The following is an 18,170-nucleotide window of genomic DNA, read 5'->3' on the forward strand; positions in this document are numbered from 1 at the left end:
TTGTGGTCTCCACAATTGGCGTCTACAAAACATTTTTATATTGATTAAGCGTTAATTGCTTGTTTTGTGGTCTCCACAATTGGCGTCTACAAAACTCAAAATAATAAAATACCCCCCTTAAAGTTAGTTTCTAACTCTAACTTTCGGGGGGCACATCAATATCAAGCTTTGTAGGGTGTTTTGGTATTATTCCCATTCTTCTCATCAAGCCGCGCAATGTTCCTCTTCGTCGCATTGCTTGTTCTTGATACGCAGATGGGCCGTCATCAACTCTGCTTTCGCCTTACGGCTCGGAAATCGTTGGACGGACGTAGAAATAATTTAACTTCCGCCTCCGCACTTTAATTTTCTGAATACTGACCTTAAGGATTCTGGCAGTAGTTATCAGCCACTCATTTCGTCACATCAGTTCCTCATGCGTGGGATAACCTTGCCGGGGTAGTCCAACTGCTCTTTCTTCGACTTTATCTTGAAAATCGCTGGGGACTATTCCCATTCTTCTCATCAAGCCGCGCAATGCTCCTATTCGTCGCATTGCTTGTTCTTGATACGCAGATGGGCCGTCATCAACTCTGCTTTCGCCCAACGGCTCGGCAATCGTTGGACGGACGTAACAATAATCACTTGTGATTATTGTTACTCCCATTCAATTGTTGCTGGTGGTTTGCTCGTAATATCGTAAACTACGCGGTTGACGTGGCCTACTTCATTGACGATACGGGCACTAATGACTTGTAATACTTCCCATGGGATGCGTGCAAAATCACTAGTCATACCATCAATTGAAGTGACAGCACGGATACCAATTGTATAATCATAGGTTCTGCCATCACCCATTACGCCGACACTGCGGATGCCTGGTAAGACTGTAAAGTATTGCCATACATCGCGATCTAAGCCTGCTTTGGCGATTTCTTCACGTAGGATAGCATCAGATTCGCGAACGATTTCTAATTTATCTTCCGTAATTTCACCTAAGACACGGATTCCTAATCCTGGTCCTGGGAATGGTTGACGCCATACAATGGAATCTGGCATGCCTAGAGCTGTTCCTAATGCACGAACTTCATCTTTGAATAAAGTATTCAATGGTTCGATTAATTCAAATTGCATGTCTTCTGGTAAGCCTCCGACATTATGGTGTGATTTAATGGTTTGGGCAGTTTTTGTACCTGATTCAATAATATCGGTATATAAAGTTCCTTGTGCTAAGAAGTCTACTCCTTGTAATTTAGACGCTTCGTCATCAAAGACATAGACAAATTCATTACCGATAATTTTACGTTTTTGTTCTGGGTCACTAACGCCTGCTAATTTATTCAAGAAGCGATCTTTGGCATTGACACGAATAATATTTAAGCCAAATTTTCCACCTAAAGCTTCCATTACTTGGTCGCCTTCGCCTTTACGTAATAAACCGTGGTCAACAAAAATACAGGTTAATTGATCGCCAATGGCTTTTTGTAATAGGACACCTACAACTGAGGAGTCTACGCCTCCAGATAAGCCTAATAAGACTTTGCGGTCACCCACTCGTTCTCTAATTTTCGCAATTTCAATCTCAATGAAGTTTTCCATCGACCAATCGCCTTTAGCCTCACAAATATTGAAGGCGAAATTACGCAACATTTCATTACCATGGATACTGTGACGTACTTCTGGATGGAACTGTACGCCATAAATTTGGCGTTCTTCATTTTCAAAGGCAGCAAATGGGGTTTGGCTATTGCATGCGGTAACTGTAAATCCTTCAGGTATTTGGGTAATTAAGTCACCATGACTCATTAAGACATTTTCTGATTCACTTAAACCAGCAAATAAGCCTGTTTCTGTATTTTTCACCTCAATGGCAGCTGTTCCGTATTCCTTTTTAGTACCCGGTTCAACTTTTCCTCCATATAAATGGGTCGTCAGTTGCATACCGTAACAAATTCCTAGTACTGGAATACCTAAATCAAAAATAGCTTTATCAACGGTAAAAGCATCTTCTGCGTATACGCTATGCGGTCCACCTGAAAAAATTACCCCGATAACATTACCCTCTGCTTTAATTTCTTCAGCAGTGGTATCATTAGGTAATAATTCACTAAATACGCCAAATTCACGTAAACGTCGTGTGATTAACTGATTGTATTGGCTCCCAAAGTCCAAAACAACAATCTTTTCCATTTCTGTCATTGTTTGTGTCACAATTTTCCCTCCAAATTAATTAATATTTTCGTACAGCAATTTTATCAACATAGTGATTAGTAGTCTTGTGAATAACCACATCAGCACGGTCTCTTGTTGGTAAAATGTGTTCGTTAAGATTGACTAAGTTTACCTCACGCCATACTTTCTTAGCGTATTCGTGAGCTTGATTGCGTGGCCATTTACTCATCTCATGATAGTAATTGTCCGGTTCTTGTTGCGCTAAATCCATTAACATATCAAATCGTTCAATATACCATTGACGAATTAACTCTTGCTTCGCATCAACATAAATTGATAAATCAAAAAAATCACTGACATAGATTTCTTGATTTTGTGGTAATTGTAGAACATTGATTCCTTCAATAATCAAAATATCAGAATTTTGAATCAGTTCATATTCCCCTTCCACGATATCATAAATATAATGTGAATAGATGGGATATTGGACGGGTTCATCACTAACTTTTACCTGTTTAATAAAGTCTAATAATAATTGCATATTATAGCTTTCAGGGAATCCTTTACGCGACATCAGATTGCGACGTTCCAATTCAGCGTTAGGATACAAAAATCCGTCTGTTGTCATATAGTTAATCGTTAAATCTGGATAGAACTGTTCTAACAATTGGGTTAAAACTCGTGCTGTGGTACTTTTTCCCACAGCCACACTCCCACAAATACCAATAATGAAAGGTGGCAAGGTTTTGCGAACAGGTTCTTTTGAGACTAAAAAGGCACGTTTTTCCTTCAAAAGACGAACTTGATTTTGGTAAACCATATCAATATAATCTACTAATGGACCATAGACCTCTTTCACATCTTTTTGTGATAAGCGGTCATTCAATGATACCAAGTCAGACAATCGTTCAATTGTATATACGGATGGCCCATTTTGATGTAATTGTTGCCATTCTGCCCGAGTAAAGTTTTGAAATAGTGGTGACTTCATTCGATTTTCCTTTTTCTTCATATTTTGTTATAATCTTAATGTTATCAATGTCAAAATACAATCGATAAGCACTTGCTTTTCCATTGTAACATAAAATATTTAATCTTTCTCAAAAAAATGGTTATTTTTTATCGCTTTTTTAGAAATTTATCGTTATTATATTGAGAGTGGGGCAGAACTCGAAAATAAGCTTTTTTCAATGGCTACCCCGTACCCTCTCAATCAATCGATATCAACCCTTTCCATCGGATGCGTTTGATATCATTCAAGTACTACACTTAAAATAAATACTATAAGCTTTGGAAAGTTGATTTAATTCTGACCAGACGCTTAAATTTAGGAGGTTTTTCGGTGTCAATCGAGCAATTCGAATCGTCTGAGTCGATAAAGGAAAGTCAAGCCCCTCTGCATGATCAAGACTCACGCGAAGTCGGAGTTGGTACCGCTCATAGTAAAATTATCTTAATGGGTGAACATGCGGTGGTGTATGATTATCCTGCTATTGCGTTGCCTTTTCCTGCCGTAAAAGTGAATACAACTGCACGTCATTCTGATCGTGATTATATAGAACTAGATTGCCAATATTTTGTTGGAGATATTTCAATGGCTCCTAGCATTTTATTAAATATTGTCAAAGCGATCGAATTAACATTAGAAACTTTTGAATTAGGACAACCGTCTTTATCGATTAAAATCATCAGTGACATCCCGCAAGAGCGTGGGATGGGCTCATCCGCTGCAGTATCGGTTTCAGTGGTTAGAGCGATTGCTGATTTATTCAAAGTTGAATTATCAGATTACCAATTACAATTTATAGTTAACCAAGCGGAAGTAATCGCTCATCAATCAACCAGTGGGATTGATACTTTAATGACCAGTACTGCTCAACCAATCATTTATCGCAAGAGTTTAGCTCCCCATCATTTTGAATTAAATCTTCCAGCCTATTTAATCGTGGCCGATAGTGGTCAAGCAGGTCAAACACGTTCAGCGGTCCAACATGTCGCAGAGTTACGTAAACGTAAACCACTATTTGTTGATGATTCAATGAAAGCGATTGGACAATTTGTTCATCAGGCTTATCAAATGATTGCTCAGAAAAATGTTATCGAATTAGGACGTTTAATGACTTATAATCATTATTACCTTAACCAATTAGGGGTCTCGAATACCCATATCGATAAAATCGTCAATGCCGCTTGGATGGCTGGTGCTTTAGGTGCAAAACTAACCGGTAGTGGACGCGGAGGCTGTTTAATCGCCTTAGCAGAATCGAAACAAATGGCCCGTAAAATTGCCCGTGCCATGCGTGAAGCCGGGGCTGTTCAAACGTGGTATTTAAATTTAGAAAGTTAATAAGAATAGATTTGTAGACTTTTGGTTAGTGTGTTCGTGCGTACAATTAAAGGTCTGCATTTTTTTAATAAAGGAGGAATTCTTTTGTCTAAGAAAATAGGTTATTATCGCGCCAATACCAATATTGCCTTAATCAAATATTGGGGAAAACGCAATAAAGAATTATTTTTACCGATGACCAGTAGTTTATCATTAACCTTAGATGCTTTTTATACCGATACGAAGGTTACGGTCGATTCAAATTTATCTCAAGATTATTTTACTTTGGATGACGTCGCCCAAAGTTATACTGACACTCAAAAGGTATCAAAATTTGTCGATTTATTCCGCAAACTAGCGGGAAGCCAAGAGCATGTTCATATTGAAAGTGTCAACCATGTCCCTACTGCTGCGGGTCTAGCATCTTCTGCCAGTGCTTTTAGTGCCTTAGCTTGTGCACTTAATCAAGCTTTTAATCTTAATTTAGATCAACGGACGCTTTCCACTTTAGCTCGTCAAGGTTCTGGTAGTGCGAGTCGTAGTTTATTTGGTGGATTTGTTGAATGGCATAAAGGTGAAGGCGATAACTCCGATTCAAGTTATGCAGAACAGATTGCGGATGCTGACTGGGATATTGCGATGTTAGTCATTGTGATCAATGATCAAAAGAAACAAATTAGTAGTCGTGTCGGTATGGAACATACCATTCAAACTTCTCCTTTTTTTGCTTTATGGCCACAAGAAGTTGAAAAAGACTTAGCCCTTATTAAACAAGCTATCAAGGATAAAGATTTTAAAACTTTAGGTGAAGTCACTGAACATAATGCGATGAAAATGCATGCTACCACGATTGCTGCCAATCCTTCGCTTACTTATTGGGCACCTGCTTCTATCACCGCTTTACAAGCTGTGCAATCGTTACGTGAGGACTTACGTTTTGAATGTTACGCTACCATGGATGCCGGTCCAAATGTAAAAGTCTTATGTCGTAAAAGTGAAATCGACGCCTTATCTAAACAATTATTAACTCATTTTAAACCCGAACAGCTCATCAAAGCTTATCCAGGTGAGGCACCGCGCCCATTACCAATCGATTAGGAGATTCAAATGCCTTATAAAGACATATTATTAGAAACATTAAAGATAGAGAGTGAGCAGGCTTTTGTCACGCAAACAGTCTCCACCCCAGGAAAACTCTATATCGCTGGGGAATATGCGATTTTAGAACCGGGTCAAGCTGCCATCCTAGTGGCATTAGACGCTTACTTGTCTTGTACAGTCAGTTTATCTAGTAATCATTTGTCAGGAACTTTACAATCAACAACCATTCAAAATGAGCCTTTCAACTATACTCGTTCCACTCATAGCCAACCCGGTTTAATGCCTGCTACAATGTGGCCGAAACGTTGGGCTTATGTTTTAAGTGCTATTGAAACCGTTGAACGCTTATTAGTGGAATTAAATCGCCCTTTACAAAATTATCATATTCAATATGAAACCGATTTGGAAGCTGAAAATGGTCATAAATATGGTTTAGGCTCTAGTGGTGCCGTCACTGTCAGTACGATTCGGGCATTATTATGTTTCTATGGTTACTCAGTCCATCCATTGATTATCTATAAATTAGCAGCAATTGCTTCATTAAAGGTTTCGACAAAGGGAAGTTTTGGTGATCTGGCTGCCAGTGCTTATGGTGGTTGGATTTATTATCAATCCCCAGATCGTCGATGGCTAGCCGAACAAATTGCAGCAACACCTTCTTTAATCCAATTACTAGCTAAAGATTGGCCTCAGTTAGCAATTCGCCATTTAACGGTCCCTCACTCTGTTGACTTGGTGATTGGCTGGACGGACGCACCGGCTTCGACGGATGAATTAGTCCATCGTTACCAACAACATCGCGATACTGAAAGTGACATCTATCAACAATTCCTAGCCAATAGTCAGTCGACTGTGCAACAATTAGCCCAAGATTTAGAAAAGGGCGATGTGGTTCTCATTCAAAAAGGCATTGCCAAAGCGCGTCAATTATTAAGAAAGATGACCCAACATTGGCAACTGCCACTTGAAACCCACCATTTAACTCGTTTAATTGAAATCGCCCAATCGCATCAATATGAAGCAAAATCATCTGGTGCCGGTGGTGGCGATTGTGGCATCGCGATTGGTTCTTCTCATTTAAATCGTCAAGAACTATTAAACAGTTGGAAAGTCGCTCATATCATACCGCTCCCTTATCAGGTTACCCAGCCTTTCCAGGAGAGTGAATAAATCAACGAATTTTTATCCATATGAAAGGAGCTATCATGTTTCAATCTCAATTACCATCATTTTCACAAAAACGTAAAGATGACCATGTAAAATATGCGTTAGAACAACAATCACAAAAGAAAATTTCAGCCTTTGAAGGCATCCGCTTTGTTCATCAGTCTTTTGCCCCGTTAACCTTAGATCAAATTCAACTGACAACTCATTGGGCTGATGCCATTCATCAATCACCCTTTTATATTAATGGCATGACCGGTGGATCGGCTAAAACCAAACAATACAATGAAGCACTTGGTCGCGTAGCTGCCGCAACCGGTTTAGCAATGGCGACGGGTTCTGTCAGTGGGGCTTTAAGTGACGAATCCGTCCGTGATAGCTTTACTATCGTGCGTAAAGTCAATCCCAACGGTTTTGTGATGGCCAATCTTGGAGCTCATCATGACCTTGAAAATGCTAAACGAGCGGTCGATTTATTAGAAGCCAATGCCTTGCAAATTCATCTGAATGTTCCTCAAGAAATTGTGATGCCAGAAGGTGATCGTGACTTTACGAGCTGGTCTAAAAACATTGAAACCATCGTACGCGAGTTGCCCGTTCCGGTTATCGTTAAAGAAGTTGGCTTTGGAATGAGTCGCGAAACGATTCAACATTTAATTCAATTAGGTGTTAAAGATATTGATGTCAGTGGACGTGGTGGGACAAACTTTATCCAAATTGAAAATGAACGCCGCGAAAAATTAGATTATCAGGCCATTGCCGGCTGGGGACAAACCACCCCTGAATCATTACTAGAAGCACAACCTTTCTTAAATCAAACCACGATCTTAGCTAGTGGCGGGATTACCGATTACTTAGACATCGTTAAAGCTTTAGCCTTAGGAGCCAATGCCGTTGGCTTATCCGGTCGTTTCTTGCAGATGGTTCATGAACAAGGCGTTGAGCAGTCCGTTGAAATGATTGAAAATTGGAAAGAAGCCATTCAACATTTAATGTTAATGCTAAATGCCAAATCTGTTAAAGATTTACACCAGATTAATTTAATATTACCATCTGACCTGCGGGACTGGGCCGATGCTCGCCAAATTGAATGGCGACATTTTGGTAATCGTCAACAATAAATTATCACTACAATATCCTTTGTTAGCAACAATTGTCTAATAATGGATATTGTTTTTTATTTGATTCTGGGCGCACCTTTCTACTTCTGGTTCAAATGAACTTTGGAGTGGACTAGAGCTAGAAAATCATCTTTAGTTCACTTTGTTTGTCTATAACCGAAAAGTTAGGAGTGATACAGAAGTAGAAAATGAATGCTTTTCGCTCCGTCTGTCTAGCATCTAGAAGTCTGGGTCACTCAAATACTGCACAATGAATAAATCAATATCAAATGTATATGTCCAGCCTCTTGCCACTACTCTCACACCCCTTTGTAAACTATTATTAATACCTGTTCAAAATTAACACATTTTAGCTAAAATCTTGTTAAAAAACATCGTTTTTCGCCAAAAAATTTTTTTTTTTTGAAAACGTCTCAAAACCTGTTCAAAATGAACAGTCTGACAAATATTTTTGGTTTAAGACTAAAAACACAGTCCTTTTTCTAAGCGAACTCCAATCATCTCTTTAGTGAATCCTATTCATTAAAAAATCAATTTCTATCAAAACATCCTGAATGTCAAATTTCACATCAAAAAAAGCTGAAAGACTTCACACACTCGTCTTTCAGCACTGATTATTTATTAAGCTTCGGTTATCACTTCGTAGATGAGCGGTTCTTTTTTAGCAGAATCACTAATCGTTACCGCATCATACAAACGTTGTTTAACTTCTTCAACGTCTTCTCTATTACTATAAATCGTTAATAAGGCATCGCCTTTTTGTACTTTGTCGCCTACTTTTTTATGTAAAATTAAGCCAACAGCTGGATCAATCGTATCTTCTTTCGTTTCACGACCAGCACCTAAAACCATTGCTGCTTCGCCCACTTTATTCGCGACCCAATTGCTTACTACACCGTCTGTTAAAGCTGGCAACTCAATCTTATATTGAGCTTGCGGTAATAAGGTAACATCGTCAGCAATCTTTTCATTGCCACCTTGATGCTTGATAAATTGTTTAAAGGTTGCTAAAGCTTGTCCATTCTCAATTTGAGTTTGTAACATCTCTTTACCTTCTTCTAATGTTGATACTTTATTAGCCGCCATCAACATTTGCGCCCCTAAAACTAAACATAATTCTACTAAATCAGCCGGTCCTTCTCCTTTTAAGGTTTGAATTGCTTCTTCCACTTCTAAGGCATTACCAATCGCATAACCTAAAGGTTCATTCATATTCGAAATCACTGCTAAGGTTTTACGGCCAACTTGATTCCCGATTTTCACCATAGTTCGCGCTAATTGTTCTGCTTCTTCAACAGTCTTCATAAAGGCCCCTTCACCGACTTTGACGTCCAAAACAATCGCATCGGCACCTGCCGCAATCTTTTTACTCATGATGGAGCTGGCAATTAAGGGAATCGATTGAACGGTTCCGGTCACATCACGTAAAGCATATAATTTTTTATCCGCTGGCGTTAAATTACCTGATTGTCCGACAACGGCTACTTTATGTTGATTTACCAAGTCAATAAATTCTTCGATTGGAATTTCATAACGAAAGCCTTCAATAGCTTCGAATTTATCGACAGTTCCACCTGTATGTCCTAATCCACGTCCACTCATTTTTGCCACAGGCACGCCACATGAAGCCACTAATGGTGCTAAAACCAAGGTCGTGGTATCGCCAACACCCCCGGTAGAATGTTTATCAACTTTGACGCCTTCAATGGCAGACAAATCAATTTGGTCGCCACTTTCAGCCATGGCCATTGTTAAATAACTGGCTTCTTCCTCGGTCATGCCTTTAAAATAAATGGCCATCGCAAAGGCACTCATTTGGTAATCGGGGATACGTCCATCAGTAAAGCCTTCAATAATAAAGCGAATTTCAGCTTCTGTTAAAGCTTGTCCTGCTTGTTTTTTTTCAATTAATTCAACCATTCTCATTTTATTCACGTCCTTATCTTCAACTTATCTAGTGGTATTAGGCTTTATTGATTGCTCCTAATACACTTTAAATCTGCCATTAACTCTTATTGTTGACCTTCAATCACTTCAACCGTACCATCATTTTTTGCTACTAAAATACGATTAGGATAGTTAATGAATAATCCATGTTCAACAACCCCCACCATCGATTTTAACTCGTGGGCAACTTGTTGCGGTTGATCGATTCTGCCTAAGTGTAAATCAATGATATAGTTACCTGAGTCGGTCACAAATAATGAATCTTTACCCTTTTTACGGAAAGATGGGTTCATGCCAGCATTTTCAAAAGCTCTAAAGATGTTCCAACTGCCTGTTTGAATTACTTCTACTGGTAAAGGAAAGGCACCTAAATAATCGACGACCTTTTCTTCTGTTACAATCCAGATAATCTCATGACTATTTTCAGCGACAATTTTCTCAATTAAGTGGGCACCGCCACCACCTTTAATACCTGACATCGAACGTAAACATTCATCTGCGCCGTCCACTAATAAATCGATGGAATTAACTTCATCCAATTGTGCTAGCGGAATACCTAATTCTCGTGCTTGTATTTCTGTTTGTTTGGAAGTAGGAACGCCCACAATATTTGGCAATTCACCGTTTTTAACTCTTTGTCCCACTTCATCAACAAACCAGTAGGCCGTTGATCCTGTTCCTAAGCCTACTACCATCCCATCTTGAACATATTCCGCTGCTTTGCGTCCGACTAATTCCTTTGGATTCATTCCTCAAGCTCCTTTTCATTTCTTAAGATTTTATGTGCCCAATCAATTAATAAAATAGTATTTTCCTTGTCTGTAAAATCATAAGTCGTACCATATTTACGCAGTAATCTTTCATTTTCATCATCTAATGGTACATAATCAATCGATGCCAAACGCTTTTGTTTTACTTTTGATACTAGACTCTCCATTAACAGTAAGCGTTTAAATTGAATCGCTCCACGATAATGGAATAGTTCGACCTTTTCAATGGTTGAATCTTCAAAGTTATTGTCCAATATGTCTTTAAAGTCGGTTAACTTAGGATTAGATAATCCCACTGTAAATAAAGCCCAATGTTTATCGGGATATTGTTTAACCCATTGTTCATATATGGTTGCGTCAGATAATTGACCTTCCAATAAGCAAGAACCTAAGATAATAATGTCATAACAAGCCAAGTCTTCAACCGAAACTTGAGCACTATCCACCACCGGGCAGTGTAATTTTTTTGAAATTTCAATTGCATATTTTTCAGTCGAACCGTAACGAGAACTATGAATCACGATTATCTCCATCCATTATCACCTCTGTTTTGAAAATACTTTCACGTTTACCATTATATCATATAGCAGATTGTTTCTAAAAGCTAGTATTCTATCAATTTTTTTAAAATCGTTTAGGTATTAACTAATTTCTGTTATAATGATATTAACTTACAAAAAAGGAGAGAGTTTATGGCACCAAAAATGAAATTTAAATGTCCCGTTTGTCATCATGAAATAGAAAGACAATTCGATATCGCCATTAACACCCGTTTAAACCCTGATTTAAAAGAAAAATTATTAGACGGTACTTTATTATTATTTGAATGCGAGCATTGTGGCGCTAAGCGTCATATTTCATCTCAATTTTTATATCATGACCCAGACAAGAAATTACTGTTCCATGTTGCGCCGCAATATAATGAACAACGTGAAGCGATTCAAGCACAATTAAACGATTTAATTAATAGCTTCCCTGTTTCAGTCGATGATTATGAAATGCGTATTATGTTAAACATGGCCGATTTAATGGAAAAAGTGCAAATTTATGATTATGGCTTTAAAGATACTGAAATTGAGATGGTTAAAATGTTAACCGATGGGTTATTCGCCAAAGAAAATCCTACTGCTCAAGTGAAAAATCGTTACTTCTTCCTCAATCAAGAAGGGCAACCGAAGTTTTTATATGTAACGGATACTAACCAAATGATGGTCGATTGCCACGAACGATTACTGACCTTCATTCGCGATAAATTCAAACGCGCACTGAAACAAAATACTAAAGGTCATTTCCGCATTATTAATCATGCATGGGCAGAAAATATTTTACAAAATAAAGAACCGGAAGGCTTTATCTTACCAGAAGATTAAGCACTGTTCTTTTCTGAAACAAATCATTAAAAAAGTGAGCTCAGAAAAACTATTGAAACTTCCTATGGTTTCATCTAATTGATTGATAGTGCAATGGTTGAAGGGGCTCATATTATGTGGGGGTAGGCAGACGAAGTGAAAAACATCCGATTTTCGACTTCTCGCCTACTCCCATTTTTCGTTTTCTTCACTGATCATTATGATTCAATTTGATGCCCTGCCACTTCTCTAATGGACAAGCTTAAAAACATCATGTCGTAATGGGTTTTAGTATCATTAGCGTTTGGCTAATTTGGTACAATATCCAGCAATACGGACACGAATGCAAAGGATTAGTACAGATTGAGCCAATCCGTTCTAGCCTTATTTTCAATTACTGCAAATTGGCCAATCCGTGTTAAACATTATTTTCACTCCATATAAATTGGCCAATCCGTTTTAGCCTTATTTTCAATCAATACAGTTTGGTCAATCCGTTTTAAACATTATTTTCAAAAAGAAAAACCTTGTTCAGTGCAATTTCTTAAGTGAATACCCAAAATTTTTAGTTAGACAAAGCTAACTGCGGGGTTTCAGATTGCACCTGACAAGGTTTTTAATATTTATTATTTGGTCCCAAAGATTCGGTCACCAGCATCACCTAAACCTGGTAAGATATAACCATGTTCGTTTAAGCGTTCATCTAAGGCAGCCGTGTATAAGTCCACATCTGGATAAGCTTCTTGGAAGGCTTTAACACCTTCTGGAGCAGAAACTAGACAGACAAAGGTAATATTTTCTGGTTGCACATTGTATTTGCTAGTTAATAAATCGAGGGCCGCAATCGCTGAACTACCGGTTGCTAACATTGGGTCAACAACAAATAGACGACGTTCACTAATATCTTGAGGGAATTTAGCAAAATATTCGACTGCTTCTAAAGTATCTTCATCACGGTATAAACCAATATGACCAATTCTAGCGGCTGGAATTAAGTCTACCATGCCATCCACCATTCCTAAACCAGCACGTAAAATTGGGATAATTGCTAATTTTTTACCAGCAATTTGTTTTTGAACTGATTTTACTAATGGGGTTTCGATTTCTACGTCTTCTAATGGTAAATCACGGGTAATTTCATACGCCATTAACATCGCGATTTCGTTAGTCACCTCACGAAATTGTTTCGTTGAAGTATTTTTATCACGAATAATTGTTAATTTATGTTGAATGAGTGGATGATCTACTACTTGAAATTTTGCCAAAATAATTCCTCCTTATTTTTCGCTAATATAATTTTTATGCCCAAGCAAACATCGGCCAATCTTTAACAAACTCGATGACCTGATCATGTAATGTTGGTAATTCTGATTCATCTGCTTTTAATGCTGCGAGCATCATTTCTGCAATCTGAATCGCGTCTGCTTCTTTTGCGCCACGGGTCGTAATAGCTGCGGCACCAATACGTATACCACTTGTTTGAACAAATGATTGAGTGTCATTTGGAATTGAGTTTTTATTAACGGTGATACCCACTTTATCTAAACGTTCTTGGGCCCATTTGCCTGTAATTCCCAATGGCGTCACATCTACTAAGAAGAGATGATTATCCGTGCCACCTGAAATGACTTTTAATTCGCTTTGACTGAATACTTTTGCCATTGCTTGCGTGTTTTTAATCACTTGTGCGGCATATTCTTTAAATGATGGATCTAAGGCTTCACCGAAAGCGACTGCTTTGGCTGCAATCACATGTTCCAATGGTCCACCTTGGGTTCCTGGGAAAATAGCGGAATTAATCGCTTTTTCATGTTCTGCTTTCCCTAAAATAATCCCACCACGTGGTCCACGTAATGTTTTATGAGTGGTACTGGTGACTACATCCGCATATGGTACTGGATTTTGATGTAAGCCTGCGGCTATCAATCCGGCAATATGTGCCATATCCACAAAATAAATCGCGCCTACTTTTTTGGCAATTTGACCGATACGTTCAAAATCAATTGCTCTTGAGTATGCACTGGCACCTGCAATAATCATTTTTGGCTGGCATTCGACAGCTTTCTTTTCTAAAGCATCATAGTCAATATAACCTGTTTCGTCGACACCATAGCTATACATTTCATAAGATTGTCCACTAAAGTTAACGGGTGAGCCATGGGTTAAGTGCCCACCTTGTGCTAAGTCCATTCCTAATACGCGGTCACCCGGTTCCAGGAAAGCACGATATACCGCTAAGTTGGCTGATGAACCTGAATGTGGTTGCACATTAGCAAAGTCAGCACCAAATAATTTTTTCACACGATCAATCGCTAGTTGTTCTAGTTGATCAATATATTCACAGCCACCATAATAGCGACGTCCTGGATAACCTTCTGCATACTTATTGGTTAAGATACTGCCCTGTGCCTTTAAGACTTCATCAGAAACAAAATTTTCTGATGCTATCAACTCAATGCCATTTTTTTGGCGATTGGCTTCTTTATTAATTAAGTCAAAAACGATACTATCTTTCATCATTTGCATACCCCCGTTTCTTCAACATATTATATCATAGATTAAAGTCGATGCCACTTATCATTTCATCATTTTATCAAAAATTTTCAACCAAATCGGCTGCTTTTCTCAAACGATTCATCATCGCATGACTGGCTGGTGAATCTGGGAAGCCTTGTGCGACAATAACCTGTGCGCTTGTTTGTTCTAAGGCTCTTAAGCCGGCATATAATTGTTGGGTAGCTGAGACTAAATCCCCTTTTGCGCCATAAGAATGAGTTGCTACTATCTGTGGGTCATCATTAAGTGCTTCAAGGACGGATTGATCTGCTAATAAGGCCACTGGTTGTTCTAAATATTGAATATATTGTAAGAATTGCCGTGAATCATCCGTTATTAAGACATGAACCGGTTGTTTAGGGCTATAATGCGTGTATTTAACTCCAGGGGACAAAACGCTCGTATCTTTTAACTGTTCCTCCGCTGTTTTTTCTTCGACTTGATAACCTAATGCTGTTAAATCTTCTTTCGTAATCGCACCTGGACGTAAAATGTTGATGACCCCCGCTCGTGGCAATACGACCGTCGATTCAACGCCCACAGCTAATAACTTTTCGCTCGGTTCGACTATGCCCGCAATTTCCCCTTGAAAGTCATGATAAACATGTTCCACTGCAGTTGGACTTGGTTTACCTGATTTATTGGCACTTGGTCCGACTAATGGAATACCTGTAGCCTTGATTAGGGCTAAAGCTTCTGGATTATCAGGCATTCTGACAGCGACGGTTTCTTGTCCAGGGGTCACACTTTGTGCTAACACGCCTGGTTTTTGTGGAAAAATAATCGTCAAGGGTCCCGGCCAAAATTGCTTCATTAATTGTGCCGCAATTTCTGGTACTTCTGCCACATACTCTGCCACTTGTTCAATACTACTCACATGCACAATTAAGGGATTGTCTTGCGGACGACCTTTAGTTGCAAAGACACTTTTAACGGCGGCTTCGTTAGTCGCGATGGCTCCCAAACCAAATACGGTTTCCGTTGGGAAAGCCACTAATTGCCCAGCTTTTAATTGGGCAGCTGCTTCATTTATTTGTTCTTTCTTATAAATTTTGGTTTCCATTGCTTCACCCCTTCTGAGTATCGATTTTAATATAGCGATCTAAACCATTTAAATCTTGATGAACACTTATGATGGCATTAGGAAATGATTTTCGAAAAATTGCTTGGACAGCGCTGGCTTGTTTAAAGCCTATTTCTAACAAAATTTGGCCATTGATTGATAAAAACGATGGCAATGATTCGGCTAGTCGCTGATAAATAGCGAGACCTTGTTGCTCGGCAAAAAGTGCTGTAGCAGGTTCAAAACGTTTAACCGATTCATCCATTAAAGCTAACTCATCTTCAGCAATATAGGGTGGATTGGAAACAATTAAATCAAATTGACGTCCCTTTAAAGTAGACATTAAATCACTTTCAAGCCACTCCACTTGCACTTGATGATGCTGACCATTTTTCTGGGCTACTGCTAAAGCTGCTGGCGAAATATCAACCGCTGTTACTTGGTTTGGCGCTAATTGTTTAGCTAATTCAATCGCAATGATGCCACTCCCCGTTCCAATATCAAGCACTTTGGCTTGTGGATGTTTCTTTAAAAACGCACTTCCCATTTCAATTAAACCATAAGTATCCTCTCGTGGAATTAAGGTGTCAGGCGTTACATAGTATGTTTCACCAACAAAATCAGCTTTTCCTAAAATATACTGAATCGGCTCGTGTTGGGCTACTCGTTTTAACACTTCGTTAAAGCGCATCGCTTGTTCATCATTAAGCGGCATTTTTAAGTTTAATATTAATTGAGTATAATTCCAATCAAATGTCCGTTGCCAATAATCTTTAATCGGACTGTCTTTAATGCCGTTTTCTTGCAAAAAAACTGAAGCCCTTTGGAGAGCTTCAGCTAAAGTCATTTTAGAGCTTAGGACCATTGAGTTCCTCCAATTTTTGAGTTTGGTCATACATGACTAAGCTATCAATAATTTCGTCTAATTTCCCATTTAAGATTGAATCTAATTGTTGGATGGTTAAACCAATACGGTGATCGGTCACCCTGTTTTGCGGGAAATTATAAGTACGAATACGTTCAGAACGGTCCCCTGTTCCGACTGCTAACTTACGCGAAGCATCAATTTCAGATTGAGCTTCTGATTGTATTTGGTCAAAGACGCGAGCACGCAATACTTTCATTGCTTTTTCACGGTTTTTCAATTGTGAACGTTCATCTTGCATCGCTACTACGGTATTAGTTGGAATATGCGTTAAACGTACAGCTGAGGCCGTTTTGTTAACGTGCTGTCCACCCGCACCTGAGGCATGATAAATGTCCACTCGAATATCATTTTCATTTAATTCGAAATCAATATCCTCTACTTCTGGCATCACCACGACTGTCGCAGTAGAGGTATGGACCCGTCCTTGAGATTCAGTTTCTGGGACACGTTGGACACGGTGAGCACCATTTTCGAATTTTAATTTACTATATACTTTATGACCAGAAATCATAATGGATACTTCTTTATAACCACCGATGCCGGTAATATTCGCATCCAAGACTTCCACATTCCATCCTTGGCTATCGGCATATTTGGTGTACATATTCAATAAGTCACCAGCGAATAATTGTGCTTCGTCACCACCAGCGGCACCTCGAATTTCCATGATGATGTTTTTGCCATCATTTGGATCTTCTGGTAACATCATAATTTTAATTTCTTCTTGTAAGTTTTCACGTTCTTCTTTTAATTCCGCTAGTTCCATTTTAGCCATTTCGGCCATTTCTGCATCAAGGCTTTCATTTAACATTTCTTCGGTATCTGCTAATTCTTGTTCTACTTGCTTATAGCGACGGATTTTTTCAACTTTTGGACGTAAATCACTTTCTTCGATTGTTAATTCACGTAAACGATTGGTATCGGCAATAACCGATGGGTCACTTAATAATTCTAATATTTCTTCAAAACGAAAAATTAGTGTATCTAATTGTTCAAACATAAAATTCCCCTTCTATTTTAACTCTCCTGGTTGGAAATAACATTTTCGGCAGACAGGTAAATATGATTCATTACCGCCAATTTGAATTTGTTCCCCTTCGTAAACGGGTTTGCCCTCCACAAAGCGTAAGTTCATCATGGCTTTTTTATGACAGAACCAACAAATGGTTTTAATTTCTTCAATTTTATCAGCATATAATAATAAATACTTAGAACCTTCGAAAAGTTCATTCGTAAAATCATTTTTTAACCCAAATGCCATCACTGGAATATCTAATTCATCTACGACACGAGCTAATTGTAACACATGTTCCTTTGTTAAAAATTGCGCTTCATCGACTAAAATACAATAGCGGTGTCCTAATGCTTTAATACTTTCAAATAAATCCATGTCATCCGTAATCGGAATCGCTTGACGCTGATAGCCGGTCCGACTAGCGACTGTTCCTACAGAAGTTCTAGTATCTAGAGCGCTCGTAAAAATTTCCACCTGTTTATTTTGTTCTTCATAATTATGAGCTACTTTAATAATCTCAAGTGATTTCCCACTATTCATCGCCCCATATTTGAAAAAGAATTGTGCCATTAATAAGCCCTCCTCGTTACTACTTTCAACTATTCATAATAAAAGAAAAAAGCATTCTAGTCAATTGCTAAGATAGTAATGATAGTGTCAAATTATTGTTGGTTTTCCT

16 protein-coding genes are annotated in these 18,170 nt (G+C 38.6%); 5 read left to right on the plus strand and 11 right to left on the minus strand.

All coding sequences use genetic code 11. The annotated features are described in order from the left end of the window. Nucleotides 1-636: 636 nt before the first annotated feature. Together guaA and coaA are read right to left on the minus strand one after the other, a co-directional pair. Nucleotides 637-2,178 carry a glutamine-hydrolyzing GMP synthase gene (gene guaA, locus HMPREF2811_RS06255; RefSeq protein WP_071408603.1) on the minus strand — a complete coding sequence of 514 codons (1,542 nt, stop codon included), beginning with the start codon at nucleotides 2,176-2,178 and terminating at the stop codon, nucleotides 637-639. Between the two features lie 31 nt (nucleotides 2,179-2,209). Beyond that, nucleotides 2,210-3,142 (minus strand): type I pantothenate kinase, encoded by a 933-nt coding sequence (gene coaA, locus HMPREF2811_RS06260; protein ID WP_071408591.1) that lies wholly within the window; start codon nucleotides 3,140-3,142, stop codon nucleotides 2,210-2,212. Nucleotides 3,143-3,493: 351 nt separating this feature from the next. Between coaA and mvk the strand changes: the two genes are divergently transcribed. The 4 genes from mvk (at nucleotide 3,494) to fni (ending at nucleotide 7,863) form a co-directional block, all read left to right on the plus strand. Continuing rightward, nucleotides 3,494-4,498 (plus strand): mevalonate kinase, encoded by a 1,005-nt coding sequence (mvk, locus tag HMPREF2811_RS06265; protein ID WP_246829820.1) that lies wholly within the window; start codon nucleotides 3,494-3,496, stop codon nucleotides 4,496-4,498. An 84-nt stretch (nucleotides 4,499-4,582) separates the two neighbouring features. Next, nucleotides 4,583-5,575, plus strand: coding sequence for a diphosphomevalonate decarboxylase (mvaD, locus tag HMPREF2811_RS06270; protein ID WP_246829821.1), 993 nt, complete (start codon nucleotides 4,583-4,585; stop codon nucleotides 5,573-5,575). A gap of 9 nt (nucleotides 5,576-5,584) precedes the next feature. Continuing rightward, nucleotides 5,585-6,748, plus strand: coding sequence for a phosphomevalonate kinase (locus HMPREF2811_RS06275; RefSeq protein WP_084802004.1), 1,164 nt, complete (start codon nucleotides 5,585-5,587; stop codon nucleotides 6,746-6,748). Between the two features lie 35 nt (nucleotides 6,749-6,783). Continuing rightward, the gene (fni, locus tag HMPREF2811_RS06280; protein WP_071408592.1) at nucleotides 6,784-7,863 is read left to right on the plus strand and encodes a type 2 isopentenyl-diphosphate Delta-isomerase; all 1,080 of its coding nucleotides are present in this window, start codon (nucleotides 6,784-6,786) and stop codon (nucleotides 7,861-7,863) included. 621 nt (nucleotides 7,864-8,484) lie between these two features. Here the strand turns inward: fni and HMPREF2811_RS06285 are convergent. The 3 genes from HMPREF2811_RS06285 to HMPREF2811_RS06295 form a co-directional block, all read right to left on the minus strand. After that, nucleotides 8,485-9,789 (minus strand): pyrimidine-nucleoside phosphorylase, encoded by a 1,305-nt coding sequence (locus HMPREF2811_RS06285; RefSeq protein WP_071408593.1) that lies wholly within the window; start codon nucleotides 9,787-9,789, stop codon nucleotides 8,485-8,487. A gap of 86 nt (nucleotides 9,790-9,875) precedes the next feature. Then, the gene (gene rpiA / locus HMPREF2811_RS06290) at nucleotides 9,876-10,559 is read right to left on the minus strand and encodes a ribose-5-phosphate isomerase RpiA (RefSeq protein WP_071408594.1); all 684 of its coding nucleotides are present in this window, start codon (nucleotides 10,557-10,559) and stop codon (nucleotides 9,876-9,878) included. Then, complete coding sequence (locus tag HMPREF2811_RS06295; RefSeq protein ID WP_071408595.1) at nucleotides 10,556-11,113, minus strand: flavodoxin domain-containing protein; 558 nt, start codon at nucleotides 11,111-11,113, stop codon at nucleotides 10,556-10,558. The genes rpiA and HMPREF2811_RS06295 overlap by 4 nt, the downstream gene beginning before the upstream one ends. 159 nt (nucleotides 11,114-11,272) lie before the next feature. Here HMPREF2811_RS06295 and HMPREF2811_RS06300 point away from each other — a divergent pair, with 159 nt between their 5' ends. Continuing rightward, nucleotides 11,273-11,950 carry a CpXC domain-containing protein gene (locus HMPREF2811_RS06300; RefSeq protein ID WP_071408596.1) on the plus strand — a complete coding sequence of 226 codons (678 nt, stop codon included), beginning with the start codon at nucleotides 11,273-11,275 and terminating at the stop codon, nucleotides 11,948-11,950. A gap of 605 nt (nucleotides 11,951-12,555) precedes the next feature. Here HMPREF2811_RS06300 and upp read toward each other — a convergent pair. The 6 genes from upp to HMPREF2811_RS06330 all read right to left on the minus strand — a co-directional run bounded on the left by upp (nucleotide 12,556) and on the right by HMPREF2811_RS06330 (nucleotide 18,061). Then, a complete protein-coding gene (upp, locus tag HMPREF2811_RS06305) occupies nucleotides 12,556-13,194 on the minus strand; it encodes a uracil phosphoribosyltransferase (RefSeq protein WP_066124156.1) in 639 nt (212 codons plus the stop codon). Nucleotides 13,195-13,228: 34 nt separating this feature from the next. Next, nucleotides 13,229-14,455, minus strand: coding sequence for a serine hydroxymethyltransferase (glyA, locus tag HMPREF2811_RS06310; protein ID WP_071408597.1), 1,227 nt, complete (start codon nucleotides 14,453-14,455; stop codon nucleotides 13,229-13,231). Between the two features lie 67 nt (nucleotides 14,456-14,522). Then, a complete protein-coding gene (locus tag HMPREF2811_RS06315) occupies nucleotides 14,523-15,548 on the minus strand; it encodes an L-threonylcarbamoyladenylate synthase (protein ID WP_071408598.1) in 1,026 nt (341 codons plus the stop codon). 4 nt (nucleotides 15,549-15,552) lie between these two features. Then, the gene (gene prmC, locus HMPREF2811_RS06320) at nucleotides 15,553-16,413 is read right to left on the minus strand and encodes a peptide chain release factor N(5)-glutamine methyltransferase (RefSeq protein ID WP_071408599.1); all 861 of its coding nucleotides are present in this window, start codon (nucleotides 16,411-16,413) and stop codon (nucleotides 15,553-15,555) included. Further along, entirely contained in the window at nucleotides 16,397-17,476 is a 1,080-nt protein-coding gene (gene prfA / locus HMPREF2811_RS06325; protein WP_071408600.1) for a peptide chain release factor 1, read from the minus strand. Before prfA ends, prmC begins: the two co-directional genes overlap by 17 nt. A 12-nt stretch (nucleotides 17,477-17,488) precedes the next feature. Next, nucleotides 17,489-18,061, minus strand: coding sequence for a thymidine kinase (locus HMPREF2811_RS06330; RefSeq protein ID WP_071408601.1), 573 nt, complete (start codon nucleotides 18,059-18,061; stop codon nucleotides 17,489-17,491). Nucleotides 18,062-18,170 lie beyond the last annotated feature (109 nt).

It is taken from the genome of Globicatella sp. HMSC072A10, from assembly GCF_001811625.1.
Classification (GTDB): domain Bacteria; phylum Bacillota; class Bacilli; order Lactobacillales; family Aerococcaceae; genus Globicatella; species Globicatella sanguinis.

What these genes read in the sequence shown, in the direction of transcription:
- HMPREF2811_RS06315 (WP_071408598.1), bottom strand. Translation starts at nt 15,548, where the DNA reads ATGGAAACCAAAATTTATAAGAAAGAACAAATAAATGAAGCAGCTGCC.
- HMPREF2811_RS06295 (WP_071408595.1), bottom strand. Translation starts at nt 11,113, where the DNA reads ATGGAGATAATCGTGATTCATAGTTCTCGTTACGGTTCGACTGAAAAA.
- rpiA (WP_071408594.1), bottom strand. Translation starts at nt 10,559, where the DNA reads ATGAATCCAAAGGAATTAGTCGGACGCAAAGCAGCGGAATATGTTCAA.
- prmC (WP_071408599.1), bottom strand. Translation starts at nt 16,413, where the DNA reads ATGGTCCTAAGCTCTAAAATGACTTTAGCTGAAGCTCTCCAAAGGGCT.
- HMPREF2811_RS06285 (WP_071408593.1), bottom strand. Translation starts at nt 9,789, where the DNA reads ATGAGAATGGTTGAATTAATTGAAAAAAAACAAGCAGGACAAGCTTTA.
- HMPREF2811_RS06330 (WP_071408601.1), bottom strand. Translation starts at nt 18,061, where the DNA reads ATGGCACAATTCTTTTTCAAATATGGGGCGATGAATAGTGGGAAATCA.
- glyA (WP_071408597.1), bottom strand. Translation starts at nt 14,455, where the DNA reads ATGCAAATGATGAAAGATAGTATCGTTTTTGACTTAATTAATAAAGAA.
- HMPREF2811_RS06275 (WP_084802004.1), top strand. Translation starts at nt 5,585, where the DNA reads ATGCCTTATAAAGACATATTATTAGAAACATTAAAGATAGAGAGTGAG.
- prfA (WP_071408600.1), bottom strand. Translation starts at nt 17,476, where the DNA reads ATGTTTGAACAATTAGATACACTAATTTTTCGTTTTGAAGAAATATTA.
- HMPREF2811_RS06300 (WP_071408596.1), top strand. Translation starts at nt 11,273, where the DNA reads ATGGCACCAAAAATGAAATTTAAATGTCCCGTTTGTCATCATGAAATA.
- fni (WP_071408592.1), top strand. Translation starts at nt 6,784, where the DNA reads ATGTTTCAATCTCAATTACCATCATTTTCACAAAAACGTAAAGATGAC.
- guaA (WP_071408603.1), bottom strand. Translation starts at nt 2,178, where the DNA reads ATGACAGAAATGGAAAAGATTGTTGTTTTGGACTTTGGGAGCCAATAC.
- coaA (WP_071408591.1), bottom strand. Translation starts at nt 3,142, where the DNA reads ATGAAGTCACCACTATTTCAAAACTTTACTCGGGCAGAATGGCAACAA.